Annotated in this window: 12 protein-coding genes and 1 tRNA gene; 10 read left to right on the top strand and 3 right to left on the bottom strand. The window is 67.9% G+C overall.

Features of this window, described 5'->3' with window-relative positions; genetic code table 11:
• Positions 1–72: 72 nt before the first annotated feature.
• Positions 73–393: a transposase gene (locus tag BUC15_RS13390; protein WP_073189133.1), complete on the bottom strand. Its 321-nt coding sequence runs from the start codon at positions 391–393 to the stop codon at positions 73–75.
• 133 nt (positions 394–526) lie between these two features.
• Between BUC15_RS13390 and BUC15_RS13385 the strand changes: the two genes are divergently transcribed.
• The 3 genes from BUC15_RS13385 (at position 527) to BUC15_RS20505 (ending at position 2468) form a co-directional block, all read left to right on the top strand.
• Positions 527–1591, top strand: a complete 1065-nt coding sequence (locus BUC15_RS13385; protein WP_217652245.1) for a DNA adenine methylase — start codon at positions 527–529, stop codon at positions 1589–1591.
• Between the two features lie 28 nt (positions 1592–1619).
• Positions 1620–1883, top strand: a complete 264-nt coding sequence (locus tag BUC15_RS20510; protein WP_217652244.1) for a hypothetical protein — start codon at positions 1620–1622, stop codon at positions 1881–1883.
• Positions 1884–2186: 303 nt separating this feature from the next.
• Positions 2187–2468, top strand: coding sequence for a hypothetical protein (locus tag BUC15_RS20505; RefSeq protein ID WP_217652243.1), 282 nt, complete (start codon positions 2187–2189; stop codon positions 2466–2468).
• A gap of 35 nt (positions 2469–2503) precedes the next feature.
• Here the strand turns inward: BUC15_RS20505 and BUC15_RS13375 are convergent, their stop codons facing one another.
• A complete protein-coding gene (locus BUC15_RS13375) occupies positions 2504–3073 on the bottom strand; it encodes a MarR family winged helix-turn-helix transcriptional regulator (RefSeq protein WP_073189131.1) in 570 nt (189 codons plus the stop codon).
• A gap of 90 nt (positions 3074–3163) precedes the next feature.
• Here BUC15_RS13375 and BUC15_RS13370 point away from each other — a divergent pair, with 90 nt between their 5' ends.
• Positions 3164–5371 carry an MMPL family transporter gene (locus BUC15_RS13370; protein WP_073189129.1) on the top strand — a complete coding sequence of 736 codons (2208 nt, stop codon included), beginning with the start codon at positions 3164–3166 and terminating at the stop codon, positions 5369–5371.
• Between the two features lie 181 nt (positions 5372–5552).
• Positions 5553–5635: transfer RNA gene (locus tag BUC15_RS13365), tRNA-Leu, on the top strand.
• 366 nt (positions 5636–6001) lie between these two features.
• On the opposite strand, the gene BUC15_RS19580 is transcribed toward BUC15_RS13365, so the two are convergent.
• Entirely contained in the window at positions 6002–6337 is a 336-nt protein-coding gene (locus BUC15_RS19580; protein ID WP_139280267.1) for a hypothetical protein, read from the bottom strand.
• 340 nt (positions 6338–6677) lie between these two features.
• On the opposite strand from BUC15_RS19580, the gene BUC15_RS13355 reads away from it, so the two are divergent.
• The 5 genes from BUC15_RS13355 to BUC15_RS20500 all read left to right on the top strand — a co-directional run bounded on the left by BUC15_RS13355 (position 6678) and on the right by BUC15_RS20500 (position 15473).
• The gene (locus tag BUC15_RS13355) at positions 6678–10127 is read left to right on the top strand and encodes a S8 family serine peptidase (protein ID WP_073189124.1); all 3450 of its coding nucleotides are present in this window, start codon (positions 6678–6680) and stop codon (positions 10125–10127) included.
• Positions 10124–10465 (top strand): hypothetical protein, encoded by a 342-nt coding sequence (locus tag BUC15_RS19990; RefSeq protein ID WP_073189122.1) that lies wholly within the window; start codon positions 10124–10126, stop codon positions 10463–10465. Before BUC15_RS13355 ends, BUC15_RS19990 begins: the two co-directional genes overlap by 4 nt.
• Before the next feature lie 2 nt (positions 10466–10467).
• Positions 10468–12474: a M14 family zinc carboxypeptidase gene (locus tag BUC15_RS13345; protein ID WP_073189120.1), complete on the top strand. Its 2007-nt coding sequence runs from the start codon at positions 10468–10470 to the stop codon at positions 12472–12474.
• A 63-nt stretch (positions 12475–12537) separates the two neighbouring features.
• On the top strand, positions 12538–12669 hold the full coding sequence (locus BUC15_RS21010) for a hypothetical protein (protein WP_281249295.1): 132 nt from the start codon (positions 12538–12540) through the stop codon (positions 12667–12669).
• The gene (locus BUC15_RS20500) at positions 12666–15473 is read left to right on the top strand and encodes a DUF2804 family protein (RefSeq protein WP_073189117.1); all 2808 of its coding nucleotides are present in this window, start codon (positions 12666–12668) and stop codon (positions 15471–15473) included. Before BUC15_RS21010 ends, BUC15_RS20500 begins: the two co-directional genes overlap by 4 nt.
• Positions 15474–15497 lie beyond the last annotated feature (24 nt).

The raw sequence follows: 15497 nt of genomic DNA, 5'->3' as shown, positions 1-15497 counted from the left end.
CATCCAGCTGGTCACACATGAACGCGACAGGGAAATCGCCAGTGGCCGCCCAGTCCGCGATAGCAGCAAACCTCACTGCTGGTCTTTCGCGAACCAGGTCGCCACTTTTTTTGCGAAACTCACCTGCATCTCCAACTGGGCTCGCTCCGACTTGAGCGTCTTGACCTCGTTCCGCAACCGAATCAACTCCGCCCGCTCCGACTCACTCAAGACTGCATCTGGCTCCGTCGAAGCCTCCCGTATTTCCCGTTCCTTCTTCACCCATTTCCCCAAAGTCATCTCGTGCACGCCGACATTGCGTGCCACTTCCTTGATCTGTCGCCCCTCGTCCAACACGAAGGCGACTGCTGCTTTCTTGTATTCATCGGTGAAACTCCTACGAGTCGACCCCATGCTACTGCTCCCCTTCCCACAGGGCAGCCCTGCCAACTATCCACCAAACCGGGTACGGTCCACACACCAATGACTAGGGATGAGTTGTCAGGGGCGTGGGCTAAGTTTGCGGGAAGAAGATAGGAGACCATCCATGTCATCGCAGCAGTTGCCCTTGCTGGAGGTGCCGGTGACGGCGTTGGCCCAGGCTCAGCGGTACCCGCGCCTGAGGTACATGGGGTCCAAGTATCGGCTGCTCCCAACCTTGGCAAAGGTATTTGAGGAGGTGGGAGGCAGCACCGCGCTCGATCCCTTCGCAGGGTCCGGTGTCGTGTCTTACCTCTTGAAGGCCCAAGGGTTCGAGGTCACTTCTCGCGACTATCTCAACTTCCCCGTGACCCTGACCAAGGCCGCATGTGTCAATCAACGACAACGGCTCTCGAAAGACGAGGTTCGAAGCATAGCTGAGGGCGGCAATCTGGATGGCCGAGACTTCATTAGTCGCACCTACCGTGGTCGATTCTTCACTCCGGAAGACCAGCTCTTCCTGGACTCGGCTTGGTCGCGGATCGATCGTCTACAAGGGGAAAAGCGCGATCTTGCCATAGCAGCGCTCGTGCTCGCGGCCGCACGTAAGCAGCCGAGAGGCGTCTTTACGGTGACAGGTCTTCGATACGATGACGGACGCGATTCGTTGCACAAGCCCCTCAATGAGCACTTCGTGGGCTGCGTGCAGGCCTGGAACGATGCCGTTTTTGAAGGGCAACGGTGCCAATCATTCCGAGGAGAGGCCGTCGAAGCTACCCCGTCTACCGACCTCGTTTACCTGGATCCTCCATATGCGCCACCGAATGATGACAACGACTATTTGAAGCGGTACTGGTTCTTGGAGGGATTGTCTGACTACTGGGAGCATGGAACCGCGTCGGTCATGCACGACACCTTGACCAGGAAGTTGCCGAAGCGACCTACGGCGTTTGGGTCAAAGAGGACTATTGAGGCTGCTCTGGCGGCGCTGTTTGAGAGGTTCAGCGGTTCCACCATCGTGCTGTCTTACGGGTCGAACGCCGTCCCGTCCGTTGATACGCTGATGGCCATGCTGCGAGATGTGAAGGGCTCGGCGCCCGAGATCATCGACCTCCAACATCGGTACCATTTCGGGACTCATCGCAACGCTGCGAGGCGTGAGGCGACCGAATACGTGCTGATCGCACCCTGATAAATCTGGCGCTTGGAATACTGAGCGCATGCCCGTTATGCCGTTTGAGGAGCACGTGTCGTCGTTGGGGCGACTCACGGCGATGCCCGACCCCACGGTGGTGACCCCTGCGGCCGAGGATATCCGGGAGGCTGTGGCGTCTCTGCAGGCTCTGGAGCAAGTCTCCGTCGAGTCTCTTGCCGCCTGGGTGCTCGCCAGCCCCGCTCAAAGCTATGTCTTGGCGCTGGCCGTAGGGGTGAGCCGCGAAAAGTTGAAGAATCTCCTCCGGCACTGGTTCAACACCGCCAGTTAGGCGAAGGCTGCGTTGGAGGAACCGGTGAGGTTCGTGGATAAGTTGGATCGGGAGTTTGACGTCGTCCGCCTCCTGAGCATGCAGCGGGGCGCTGTCTACGACTTTGCCGATCTGTTGGTTGCCCGCGCAGGAACGCGAACAACAGCGGCTACGGCCGGACGGGCTGGTCGCAGCATTGAGGATGAGCTGGAGAAGATCGCCGGATCTCTCAAGTTGCCCTACGCTCCTCGGGCTCGTTTCGTGGGTCGTAATGGGAGGACAGCTCCTGCGGATCTAGCGGTCCCCACGGCTGGCAGGGGCTGCATGATCGCGGTTGCGGCCAAAGGTTTCGATTCCACCGGATCGAAGCTGTCTGACGCTGTGCGAGAGATCGTGGAGATGGCAGATGCCCGTACGGGGGGTCAAGTGGCATTGGCCGTCGTGGACGGCATCGGTTGGAAGGGTCGCTTGGCAGACCTGAAGCGTATTTGGTCGCTGTGGGAGACCGGCGATATCGACGGCCTGTACACGTTGGCCACGCTCGCCGACTTCAAGCGCGATCTGGACCGGTTCGCCGAGCTCAAAGGCATCCAGCGACTTCCCTGAAGTCAATGGGTGTGTGACAGCGACACGACCCCGCGTCACCCCGGATCGGCCCAGGAGATGCCCTCGACGGACAACTCCTTCGCCATGTCCTCCAGAAAGCCGATCACCACTTCCCTGTCGCCCGGCGAGAGTCGCGCCGCGGCGTTGAACCGCCTGGCCTGCTGACGCCCCACGGTCTCCATCGCGGCGGCACGGGTTTCGGGCGTGATGCGGATGATCAGCGCGCGACGATCCGTCGGGTGCGGCTCCCGGACGACATGCCCGCCGCGTTCCAGCCGATCGAGAAGTTTCGTGGTGGACGCCGTGGAGATGCCGAGATGTGAGGCGAGGGCACCCGGGGTGACGGGCTCGTCCAGATTCTGGCTGACGATGAGGAAATGGAGAGCTCGCATGTCGGTCCGGTTCAGCAACATGTATCTCGACGACGCCTCGGCGAGGCTCTCCTCGGCGTCGCGGAGAGCGACCAGGGCCGTCATGATCCGGGTCACCTGCGCGAGATCGGCAGGCGATGCGGACGACCGATCCACCAGCACGCCGTCTGGGTCGCTGAATTGGACGTCGTAGAGGCTCTCGTTGATGCCTCCCGACTCCGGGTCGGGGATCATGGGAAGACTCTAGCATCGGGCTATCCTTCAACCTAGTGTATTGCTAGGATAACTAGCGACACTTGTCGGACTGCCTGCACGGAGGCCTCATTGAACACGACCCAGACGAGCCGACCGAGGCATCGCAGGTACCCGCGTTGGCCCCGCGTCCTGTTGCCCGCAGCGCTGATCCTGGTGTGGCTAGCTGGGGCGGCCTTCGGTGGGCCGGTCTTTGGCCGGATTGACGAGGTGTCCTCCAACGAGCAGGGCAACTACCTCCCAAGCTCCGCCGACGCGACCCAGGTGCAGGAGATGCTTGGCGATTTCCGGCAGTCCGACGCCATCCCGGCGATCGTTCTTTTCACCTCCGAGCAGCCGCTCAATGAATCGGAACTGGCGGCGATCTCCGACGTGCTGGCCGAGGTCGAGGACACCCCAGGCGTCTCCGAGGGAATCTCGCCCGCCATCGCCTCCGAGGATGGGCTGGCGGCGCAGGCCTTCGTGCCCATCGACTCCGACGCGGAGCTGGGCCAGGTCGTCGCGGACCTGGAGGGCAAGCTCCACGAACTGCCCGATGGAATCTCGGCTCACGTCACCGGCCCGGCAGGTTTCGCCGCCGACCTCGTTGAGGCGTTCTCCGGCATCGACGGGCTGCTGCTCGGGGTCGCCCTGCTCGCCGTTTTCGTCATCCTCGTCGCGGTCTACCGCTCCGCCCTGCTGCCCATCGTCGTGCTGGCGACCAGCCTCTTCGCGCTGTGCGTTGCACTGCTGAGCGTCTTCTGGTTGGCCAAGGCGGGGGTGCTGCTGTTGAGCGGCCAGACGCAGGGAATCTTGTTCATCCTCGTCATCGGCGCGGCGACCGACTACTCGCTGCTGTACGTGGCCCGGTTCCGGGAACAGTTGCGCAGCGAACGGGACACCTGGCGGGCGACCGTCGGTGCGCTCCGGGGCTCGTTCGAGCCCATCATCGCCTCCGGTGGCACCGTCATTGCAGGGCTCCTCTGCCTCCTCCTCAGCGATCTCAAATCCAACAGCACGCTTGGCCCGGTGGCCGCCATCGGCATCGTCTTCGCCATGGCTTCGGCGCTGACGCTGCTGCCGTCGATGTTGCTGCTCCTCGGTCGGGCCGCGTTCTGGCCGAGGCGCCCAAGGTACGAGCCCGAGGTGGTCGCCTCGGAGCACGGGCTCCGCAAGACCGGGTCCATCGCCTGGCTGGGAAACCAGGTCAAGCGCCGCGCCAGGCCAATCTGGGTCGGCACGCTGCTGGTGCTGGCCGTCGGCGCCGTCGGGGTCGGGCAGCTCAATGCCGTTGGGGTGCCCCAATCCGACCTGGTCAGGGGCACTTCGCAGGCCCGCGACGGGCAGGTACTGCTCGGTGAACACTTCCCCGGCGGCTCAGGCAGCCCGGCGCTGATCGTGGTGGAAGAGGACCGACTGCAGGACGCGGTCGACCTCCTGCTTGGCCACGACGGTGTCGCCAGCGTATCGGTCGTGGCCGCCGACTCTCCGAGCGGCTCGGCCGCGGTGACCGCGGACGGGGTCGTCGCCTACGGGCCGCCCGGCACGCCCGCCCCCGCCCCGACCGTCGTCGACGGGAAAGTCATGCTGGAGGCCACCCTCTCTTCAGCGGCCGATTCCGACCAGGCTGCCGAGACGGTAAGGGGCCTGCGCGACGAGCTGGCCGCCGCCGCCCCAGGGGCGCTGGTCGGGGGAGTGACCGCCACCTCCGTCGACACCAACGACGCGTCCATCAGGGACCGCAACGTCATCATCCCGGTGGTCCTCCTGGTGATTCTGGTGATCCTCACCCTCCTGCTTCGCTCGATCCTGGCGCCGGTGCTGTTGATCGCGACGACGGTGCTCTCCTTCGGGACCGCGCTCGGCGTCTCGGCCCTGGTGTTCAACCACGTGTTCAAGTTCCCGGGCGCCGACCCGGCCGTGCCGCTTTTCGGCTTCGTGTTCCTGGTGGCGCTCGGGATCGACTACAACATCTTCCTGATGACGAGGGTGCGGGAGGAGTCGCTGGCGCGCGGCACCCGTCAGGGGATCATCGCCGGGCTGACGGTGACCGGAGGGGTGATCACGTCCGCCGGGCTGGTGCTGGCGGCCACGTTCGCGGCGCTCGCCGTCATCCCGATCCTGTTCCTCGTCCAGATCGCGTTCATAGTCTCGTTCGGGGTGCTGCTCGACACCTTCGTCGTCCGGTCGCTGCTGGTCCCGGCGCTCGCCTACGACATCGGCCCGGCGATCTGGTGGCCGTCGAAGCTGGCGCGCTCCCATGGCTCGACGCCGCCGTCGACCACGGTGAAGAGCGGGTGAGGCGAGGGCGTCGCGCCCAGCCAGCGGGTGAAGTCGTCGGGGCTCCGAACTTCGAGTTTGGCGCCCAGGTGGTGCCATTCGGCAATCCTCCCATCATGGGTAGCCCGGCCGGCGGACGGTCGGTTTTGTGCCCGGAGCCGGACGGGTGCTAGTGTTTGGCGTCGGGTCGCAAGGCCCGGATGCGCGCGTGGCGGAATGGCAGACGCGCTGGCTTCAGGTGCCAGTGCCCGCAAGGGCGTGGAGGTTCAACTCCTCTCGCGCGCACAAATCGGAACCCCTGGTTAGAACGAAAAACCGTTCCAACCAGGGGTTCCGTAGTTTCTTCCGGTTACTCGTTTGGTGGGACCGCGCCTATTGGTGGGACTCGTCGGAGGCTCACCTTCACGGCACGGCGGGCACCACTCGATTCGGCTGACAGGAGTCCTGAGTCCATCGCCGCCACGACACCAGCGGGAAGGCTCGACCAGCGATCCACCGTCGTCACCAGGGATATGTCGTCGACACCTGCGGTAGGGCTCGTCACCAGCGATCCGCCGTCGATACCTGTGGAAGGGCTCGTCACCAGCGGGATACGGCAGGTGTCCAGCGATACTGCTGGTATGGGCCACAAATCGCTGGTGTCCACGACCATCACCACCACCCGGCAGGTCGATGGACGATCGCGGCAGGCCAGTCCGGCGCCGGCGCGTCACCAACGCAAAGGCTCGACACCAGCGTTCCGGCGTCGATACCTGTGGAAGGGCTCGTCACCAGCGGGATACGGCAGGTGTCCAGCGATACTGCTGGTATCGGCCACAGATCGCTGGTGTCCACGCCGATCAACAGCACCGGCGTCGTCTCGAGAGACACGCCGTGGGGACACCCGGTCGCCAGCCGCATGCTCGTCACCAGCGATCCGGCGTCGATACCTGCGGTAGGGCTCGACACCAGCCTTCTGACGTCGATACCTGCGGTAGGGCTCGTCACCAGCGGTATACGGCTGGTGTTCAGCGATACCGCTGGTATCGGCCACAAACCGCTGGTGTCCCTGACCATCACCACCACCCGGCAGCTCGACGGACGAGCGCGGCAAGCCCTACAGTCACCCAGCCCGGTGCCGCCGCGACACCTGCGATAAGTCCCGTCACCAGCGATCCGACCCGCTACCTCTGGATACGGACCTGGCGCCTGGGGCAGAACCATGGGACGTAAGCGATGCCCAGGACGCGAAGATCGCCGCCGATGTATCACAGGCGGCCGGTCGTCCTCCTGAACAGCATCGAAGGGACGGCGGAAGAACGTCCCGTGCGCTCTGGAAGGAACTCCGATGAGTCGTAGCTACTACAGGAAGAACCGGCTGGTCGAGGTCGAGGAACTCGACGTCGTCGCCGTCCGGGCAGACGAAGAGCGGGCGGTCGGCCCGCTCGGTCTCGTGGCCGGGCCGGACGTCCGGGAAGCCGCGCCCCAATTGGACGAGGACACCGTCAAGGCGTTCGAACGCGACGGCTGGCGCCTGATGGCAGCTGACCCTGGGCAACGCGACGCCGTCCGGCTCGGGGTGGCCCCGGTGCAGGCTGACAAGGTCGGCACCATGGTCGTCAACGCCGACGGCCGGGCGGTGATCGCCACCGACGTGCTCACCGTCCAACTCGTCGACTCCCTCAACCACGATCAGGCGCTCGCCGCCCTCGACGCCGCCTCACTGACGCCCCTGACCGAGTTGCGCTTCGCGCCCAACCTGTTCGAGGTGCGGACACGGGAAGGCGATTCGCTCGACGCGTCGGTCGCCCTGCACGACAATCCCCAGTTCGTGTTTGCGGAGCCCGCGTTCGTGGAGCACATCCCGCAACGGTTCGCGCCCACCGACCCTCAGTACGCCAACCAGTGGCAGTGGAACAACACCGGGGCGGGCGGCGGCACGGCCGGGGCAGACGTGTCGGCCGAGGAGGCATGGGATCACACGATGGGCGCCGGGATCCGGGTCGCGGTCATCGACAACGGCTTCGACGCCGACCACGAGGACCTCGCCGCCGGGGTAGGCGCCGGTTCGGGGCACTTCGTCGGCGGCAGCCCGTCGACCCTCACCGTCGGCACCGCGGCCATGCCGGACAGCGACCACGGCACCTTCTGCGCTGGCATGGTCGGGGCCCGGGGCGGCAACGCCCGTGGTGGTGTCGGCGCCGCTCCGCTCTCGGAACTGATGCTGATCGCCTGCCTGGGCGACCAGGTCGGCACGCAGGTGACGCTGGCCAGGTCCGTCGCCTACGCGGCCGACCCGTCAACCGAGGTGCCCGCAGCGGACCCGGCGACCGGGGCCGACATCATCGTCTCCAGCCTCGGCCCCAACGGCGCCGACTGGGCCCTCCAGACAGTGCTGGAACTGGCCATCGAGGGAGCCGCGGCCAACGGCCGCGGCGGGCGCGGAACGGCGATCTTCTGGGCGGCCAGCAACGGCAACGTGGACGTGCTGCAGGATGAGGTGGTCTCGCACGCCGACGTGATCGCGGTCGTCCGCTCGACCCGCAACGACCTCGAGGACAACGCCGCGCACGGCCCCGAGGTGGAGTTGATCGCGCCGGGGGTCGACGTCGTCAACGCGTTCTCGGGCAACAACTACGGACCCTGGACGGGGACGTCGTTCGCCGCGCCGTGTGCCGCCGGCTGCGCGGCGTTGGCGCTATCGGTCGACCCGACCCTGACCCGGGACCAGCTCAGGCAGATCATGCGCGACACGGCCGACCAGATCGGCGGCGTCGTCTACGACGCGACCGGCCACAACGACGACTACGGGTTCGGCCGGGTCAACGCCTTCGCCGCCGTCAGGAGGGCGGCCAGGAAGGTTCAGCTGCTCACCCCGAGCGTCGTGTTCAACGACGTCCCCGAGGGCGAAACCACGGCGCGCGCCATCGTGTGGGCGGTGTCGGGGCTGGACGACCTGACCTTCGAGGTGGTCTCCGGCCCGACGGTGACCACCGGCGCACCCGGGGCCTTCCAACTCCTGCTCGGGCCGTCCGTGACCGCCCCCGCATCAGGGATCGGGGTCACGACCAACGCCCGCCTGTGGCTCACGTACACCGGCACGACGGCGGGCGACACGGCCACCGGCGAGATCGTGGTGCGCTGCGTGGAGACACTGGAGCAGTGGAGCGTCCCGCTGTCCGCCAACACCATCGAGCGACCCACCGCCGCCGTCGTGATGGTCATGGACCGCTCCGGGTCGATGGCCTGGGGAGCAGGTGACGGTCGCTCGCGGGTCGAGGTGCTGCGCGAGTCGGCCAACGTGCTGGTCGACCTGCTCAAACCCGACACCGGCATCGGTGTGGTGCGTTTCGACCACGACGCGGCCCCGGTGATGAACGTCACCGACGCCGGCCCCGAGGTGTTCGGGGCAGGCAGGGCGCAGGCCGCCGCCGCCGTCGCGTCCCACACCCCCAACCCGGCGGGCGCCACGTCCATCGGCGACGGTGTGCTGGCCGGCGGCGTGCTGCTGGACGTCGCCGCCCCCGTCTACGACACCACCGCCATGATCGTCCTCACCGACGGTCAGGAGAACGCCCCGGCGATGATCGCCGACGTGACCGGAGGCATCGACGACAAGGTGTTCGCGATAGGGCTGGGGGAACCCGCCGTCATCAATCCCGCCGCGCTGACGGCCCTGACCAACGGCACCGGCGGATACGTGAACATGACGGGGATCCTCTCCCCGGACGAGCGGTTCCTGCTGTCGAAGTACTACCTCCAGATCCTGGCGGGGGTCACCAACGAGCAGGTCGTCCTCGACCCGGACGGCTACCTCCAGCCCGGCGACGGGGTCAAGGTGCCCTTCACCCTCACCCGCGCCGACTCGGCCACCGACGTCATCGCCATGCTGCCCTCACCCGGCCTGGTTCAGTTTTCGCTCTACACCCCGCTCGGGGAGATGATCACGCCCGCGTCGCCGGGAGTGTCATTCGTCACCGGCGCCAACGTCGCCTACTACCGGTTGAACCTCCCCTTTGTGGACGCGGGTGGGGCCGAGCATTGGGACGGTGAGTGGACGGCGGTGCTGGAGACCGACCGCCGAGGCTTCGCCAAGTGGCTGCAGACGCTGGAGGCGACCGACCCCGAGGCGTACAAACATGCGGTCACGCACGGCGCGCGGTACGCCGTCGAGGTCCACAGCCGCTCCAGCCTCACCCTTCAGGCGGAACTGCACCAGAAGGCCATCGAGCCCGGCACGACGCTCGGTCTTTCGGCCCGCCTATCGGAGTACGGGATCCCGATCCTGGACGACAGGGCCCGCGTCCGCGCGGAGCTGACCGGCCCGTCCGGCCCCGAGGTCCTTGATCTCAAGCATGTCGGCAACGGCGTCTTCGTGGCCGAGTATGTGGCCAACCACTTCGGGCTCTACCGCTTCCGCGTGGTGGCCGAGGGCATCACCCTCCACCACGAGCGGTTCACCCGCGAACAGTTGGTGACGGGCTCGATCTACGTGCCGAAGCCGCCGGAGGACCCGGAGCCACCGAAGGAAGGCAACGGCTGCAAGGAACACTTCGACGCCTTCCTCAAGGCGCTCGCGGTCGACCGTCGACTCGCCAAGTCCCTGGACGCGGCGCTTCGCAGGCAGGGCAGCAGCCTCGGCGAGCTGCAGGAATGCCTGAAGAAATGCGCGGGCGGTCGGCCGGTGCTGCCGAAGCGTCCCAACCGGGCCGAGCCGGGCCAGTCGTCTTCGGTGCTGCTCGCAGAGGCGCTCCGGCGGGCGGCGGCCTACCTCGACGAGGACGAGACGGCGCCGTGACCGGACAACCGGGCACGGATTCCCCGGCACCACACGAACACCGCGTGTGGTGCCGGGTCACCGCCGCAGGGACCGACGAGCTGCGCGCCTTCCTGGAAGACAGCGGCGCCGACCCCGGCTGCCGTCCGGTGGCGCGCCGCACCCCCGAAGGGCTCCAGGTGCTGATCGAGGTGACCCGCGGGCAACTCGACCAGGCCCGCGCCAGCCGCGGCGCCGTCGTCGTCGAGGAACTCGAAGACCTTACCGACAACGAGGAGCAACGCCGGGCCGAGGTCGGCCCCGGCGATCGTTTCGCGGCCCGCGGTGCGGTCCCGCACGGGCTGGGCCGGAAGGAGTAGCCGTGTACCTCAACGTCACCGAGATCGAGTCGGCGCTGGCGGCGCTGCATGCCGCCTACCCCGCGACCAGCGAACTCATCGCTTCGCCGCACCCGACCCACGGCGGGCGCACCACGCACGTGCTGCGGGTCGGGGCGCGGGGTGCCCACGACGTCGACGGCGTCCTGCTGCTCGGTGGCGTACACGCCCGCGAATGGGTGCCGCCCGATGCGCTCGTCTCACTGGCCGCCGACCTGCTCGAGGCCTATGCCGACGGCACCGGGCTCGGCTACGGCGGCGCGTCCTACACGGCCGCCCACGTACACCGCATCGTCGAGACGCTGAACCTGTTCTTCTTCGCCTGCGTCAACCCGGACGGCCGGATGCACAGCCAGACGGTGGCGCCCGGGTGGCGCAAGAACCGCCGCCCCGCCCCGTCGGGCATGAACGGGCCGGACTGCGTCGGTGTGGACCTGAACCGCAACTTCGACTTCCTGTGGGACCACGCCGCGAAGTTCGCCGCCGACTCGGGCGTCAGCGCGTCCGCCTCGCCCTGCCACCCGACGCTCTACCGGGGCCCTGCGGCGGCCTCCGAGCCGGAGACGCGCAATGTGGTGGCGCTGCTGGACGCCTATCCACGGATCCGGTGGCACCTGGACGTCCACGCCGCGGTCCCGGTGGTGCTGCACAGCTGGGGCTCGGATGAGAACCAGTCGACCAATCCGGGTGATTCGTTCCTCAACCCCGCCCTCGACGCCGTCCGCGGCCGCGTGGGCGACGGGGTGGGGGAGTATCTGTCGCCCCGGGACGCCGGGGTCGCCGGGACGCTGGCGCAGCGGCTGAGCCAGGGTGTGCAGGCGGCGCACGGGGCGCTCTACGGCGTGGAACAGGCGATGACGCTGTATGCGACCTCCGGCGCGAGCGACGACTATGCGTTCAGCAGGCATTTCGCCGACCCGACACGGACGAAGGTGTACGCGTGGACGATCGAGTGCGGCACGTCCTTCCAGCCTTCGTGGGCCGTTGCCGAGTCGGTCATCGAGGAGGTCTCATCCGGGCTGATCCGGTTCGCGCTGGGGGCCCACGAGGTGACCGACGGCCTGGCCGTGACGCTACGCACGGGAGCGCTCGCCTTCGTCGACGTGCCCGAGGCGGAAACGACGGCCCGCGCGATCGTGTGGGACTGCTCGGGTGACCGGGAGGTGCACTTCGAGGTGACCGTCGGCCCGACCGGCGGGTTCACGCTGCCGCTCGGAGGCGCCGTCACGGTTCCGGCGCCGGGGTTCGGGGCCACCGGCCAGGGGCGGGTGTGGGTGGCGTGGACGGCCGGGCCGGCCGGGGCGACGGCGTCGGGCACCATCACCGTGCGGTGTGTCGAGACCGACGAATCGTGGACGCTGGCGGTGAGCGCCAACTCGGTTCCCAGGCCGAGCGTTGCGGTGGCGCTGGTCTTGGACCGGTCGGGGTCGATGGCGTGGGGCGCAGGCGACGGACGCACGCGCGCCGAGGTGCTGAGGGAGGCGGCGGGCGTGTTCCTGGAGGTGCTGCAGCCGGAGAACGGGATCGGGCTTGTCCGGTTCGACCACGACGCGGACCCCGTCCTGGCGGTCGTGCGCGCCGGGCCCGAGACGTTCGGGCCGGGGCGGGCCGCGGCGCAGGCGGCGGTCGCGGCCCACGTGCCGAACCCGCTGGGTGCGACCTCGATCGGTGACGGGGTGACGGCGGCTGCGGCTCTGCTCGGCGCCGTCGATGACTACGACCAGAGCGCGATGATCGTGCTCACCGACGGCCAGGAGAACGCGCCGGCCTGGATCGCGGACGTGTCCGCGTCGCTGAATGACAAGGTGTTCGCGATCGGGCTGGGGGCCCCGGCCGACATCAACCCTGCGGCGCTGACGAGCCTGGTCGACGGGGCCGGAGGTTGGGTCGGGGTCAGCGGCACGTTGTCGGTGGACGATCGGTTCCTGTTGGCCCAGTACTTCCTCCAGGTCCTGGCCGGGGCCACCAACCAGCAGATCGTCACAAGCTGACCAGGGGCGGACTACCGGACGTTCACGGTGAGGTAGTGCTTGATGGGCCACTAGAGTGGCGCCATGTCTGACGGTCTCATGGGGCCACGCCACCGGCTCACGGTGCTGCCCGGACTGGTCGCTGTCCTCACCGCCGTCCCCATGTGCCTGCGCCGCGCCGGGGCCAGGGTCCCAGAGCTGAAGGCTGTCCCGTGATCACCCCCTGGGGCGAGGCCCTCGACCCCGACAATGTGCTGCCCGAATACCCGCGCCCCCAACTCGTGCGCGCGTCGTACCTCAGCCTCAACGGCCGCTGGGACTACGCGTTCACCCCGGTCCAACCAGGCACGCCCGCCGTCCCGTCCCACTGGGACGGGGAGATCGTCGTGCCGTTCTCACCCGAGGCGTCGCTGTCCGGCGTCAACCGCGTGCTGCAACCCGACGAGCACCTCTGGTACCGCCGCCGCCTCACCCTCCCCGACGGATTCGTCCGCGACCGCGTGCTCCTCCACTTCGGCGCCGTCGACCAGGACTGCGACGTCCTCATCGACGGCGTGCGCGTCGGCGGGCACCGGGGAGGCTACCTGCCCTTCACCGTCGACATCACCGACGCAGTGGTCGGCGTCGGCCCGCACGAGATCGTCGTGCGCGTCCGCGACGTCACCGACACCTCCTGGCGCGCCAAAGGCAAGCAGAGGCTGGGGGGATCGGAGGGGATCTGGTATTCGCCGCAGTCCGGGATCTGGCAGAGCGTGTGGTTGGAATCGGTGCCGACCCGTTGGGTGGAGCGGCTGGACCTCACCCCCCACCTGGCCACCGGTGAGGTGGAGGTCACCGTCATCGACGGCTCTGGGAGCATCGGCACCGCCGAGGTCAGGATCCTGGCGGAAGGGGGCGAGCTGGCACAGGCCGAGGTGCCCGTCGGCGCACCCGCCCGGATCGCCCTCGGAGACGATGTCCGGCGCTGGAGCCCGGAGGATCCGTTCCTCCACGACGTCGAGGTCCGGCTCGGCGATGACGTCGTGACAAGCTATTTCGGGATGCGATCCTTCTCCATGGGGCCGGATGGGAAGGGCCGGGCCCGGCTCCTCCTCAACGGTGAGCCGTATCTGCACGCCGGCCTGCTGGACCAGGGCTACTGGCCCGACGGCCTCTACACCGCGCCGTCGGACGAGGCCCTCATCCACGACATCCGCACGGCGAAGGACCTCGGGTTCACGATGCTGCGCAAGCACATCAAGATCGAGCCGATGCGCTGGTACCACCACTGCGACCGGCTGGGCGTGATCGTGTGGCAGGACATGGTCAACGGTGGCCGACCGTACAACAAGGTGGTGATCCACGGCCCTGTGAAGGTGCCGCGGTTCTGGCTGAACGACCGCTGGCACGCACTCCTCGGGCGCGGTGACGAGAAGGGCAGGCAGGAGTTCCTGGCGGAGCTGGACGCCACCGTCCTTTTGCTGCGGTCGGTGCCGAGCGTGGCGGTGTGGGTGCCGTTCAACGAGGGCTGGGGCCAGTTCGACTCGATCGCCGCGACCGAGCGGATCCGTGCCCTGGACCCCACCCGCCTCGTGGACCACGCCAGCGGCTGGTACGACCAGGGCGGCGGCGACCTGGCCAGCCGCCACGTCTACTTCCGCCCCTACTCGCTCGCAGGTAGGGACGCCGTGGACCCGCGTGCCGCGGTGCTGTCCGAGTACGGGGGCTACTCGCTGCGCGTGCCCGGGCACACCTGGACCGACGCCGAGTTCGGCTACCTCCGGTTCACCGGGCGACCCGCCTTCGAGCGGGCCTTCCTCCGGTTGCAGGACACCGAGGTTGGCCCCGCGATCGACGGCGGCCTGGCGGCCTTCGTCTACACCCAGCTCGCCGACGTCGAGCAGGAGACCAACGGTCTGATGACCTATGACCGGAGGGTACTCAAGGTGGATGCCGAGCAGGTCCGCGGCTCCAACCGACGGCTCCGTCAGCGCCACGACCGGGCCACCGGCACAGCCCCCGCCGCCCCGCTGCCGGTACACGAACATGAGATCACCGATCCGGTGTCGCTGACCCTGCCGGACGGCCACCTCAACCCGGACGCCATCGGATGGACCCGCACGCCGCTGATCAGCACCGACGGCGTGGGCCGCGGCCGGGTGGGCCGGGGCCGCAACAAGCGCTGGGAGTACTGGGCGGTCACCACCCCGACACACATCGTCGCGCTCGTGACCTCCGACCTCGACTATGCCGCTGTGCACGGCATCTGGCTCCTCGACCGTGCCACCGGCGAGACCGTTTCCCACGACGCGATCGGCGCTCTGGGAGGCAGCGTGAAGCTGCCACGCACGTTCGGCGTCGGGCCGGTGCGCACGTCCACGCGGGCCGTGAAGATCGCCATCGACGAGGACGCCGGTGGCACCCGGCTGCGGGGTCGCGGCGAGCGCGTCTCGTTCGACATCTACGCCGACCGTCCAGAGGGTCATGAGAGCCTCGGCGTGGTAGTGCCCTGGACCCGGACCTTGTTCCAGTACACGGTCAAGGACGTTGCCCGCCCGGCGAGCGGCACCATCACCGTCGACGGCGTCTCCCACGAGGTGCCCGACGGCGAGTCGTGGGCCACGATGGACCACGGCCGCGGCCGCTGGCCCTTCGACATCCAGTGGTTCTGGGGTGCCGGTTCGGGGCGCACCGACGGGAGGGTGATCGGCATCCAGTTCGGCGGATTGTGGACCGACGACACCGGGTCGGTGGAGAACGCCCTGGTGGTGGACGGTCGGCTCACCAAGATCAGCGAGGAACTGGTGTGGGAGCACAGCACCACCGACCCGATGGCGCCGTGGCGGGTCACCGGGTCCGACGTCGACCTCACCTTCACGCCGTTCCACCTGAAGGAGTCGGTCATCGACCTCATGGCGTTCGTCGGGAAGACGCGCCAGTTTTTCGGCCACTGGGACGGGCGCGTCCGCGACGAGACGGGCACATGGCTGCGGGTCGCCGACGTCGTCGGCTGGATCGAGGCCGTCCACAACCGCTGGTGAGCCGAGCGGGATTTACAGTGTAAA

It is taken from the genome of Tessaracoccus bendigoensis DSM 12906, assembly GCF_900141915.1.
GTDB classification, from domain to species: Bacteria; Actinomycetota; Actinomycetes; order Propionibacteriales; family Propionibacteriaceae; genus Arachnia; species Arachnia bendigoensis.
Note: the sequence above shows the minus strand (reverse complement) of the source record. Positions and strands in the feature narration are given on the sequence as shown.

What these genes read in the sequence shown, in the direction of transcription:
- BUC15_RS20510 (WP_217652244.1), top strand. Translation starts at nt 1,620, where the DNA reads ATGCCCGTTATGCCGTTTGAGGAGCACGTGTCGTCGTTGGGGCGACTC.
- BUC15_RS13375 (WP_073189131.1), bottom strand. Translation starts at nt 3,073, where the DNA reads ATGATCCCCGACCCGGAGTCGGGAGGCATCAACGAGAGCCTCTACGAC.
- BUC15_RS13390 (WP_073189133.1), bottom strand. Translation starts at nt 393, where the DNA reads ATGGGGTCGACTCGTAGGAGTTTCACCGATGAATACAAGAAAGCAGCA.
- BUC15_RS13385 (WP_217652245.1), top strand. Translation starts at nt 527, where the DNA reads ATGTCATCGCAGCAGTTGCCCTTGCTGGAGGTGCCGGTGACGGCGTTG.
- BUC15_RS20505 (WP_217652243.1), top strand. Translation starts at nt 2,187, where the DNA reads ATGATCGCGGTTGCGGCCAAAGGTTTCGATTCCACCGGATCGAAGCTG.
- BUC15_RS13355 (WP_073189124.1), top strand. Translation starts at nt 6,678, where the DNA reads ATGAGTCGTAGCTACTACAGGAAGAACCGGCTGGTCGAGGTCGAGGAA.
- BUC15_RS21010 (WP_281249295.1), top strand. Translation starts at nt 12,538, where the DNA reads ATGTCTGACGGTCTCATGGGGCCACGCCACCGGCTCACGGTGCTGCCC.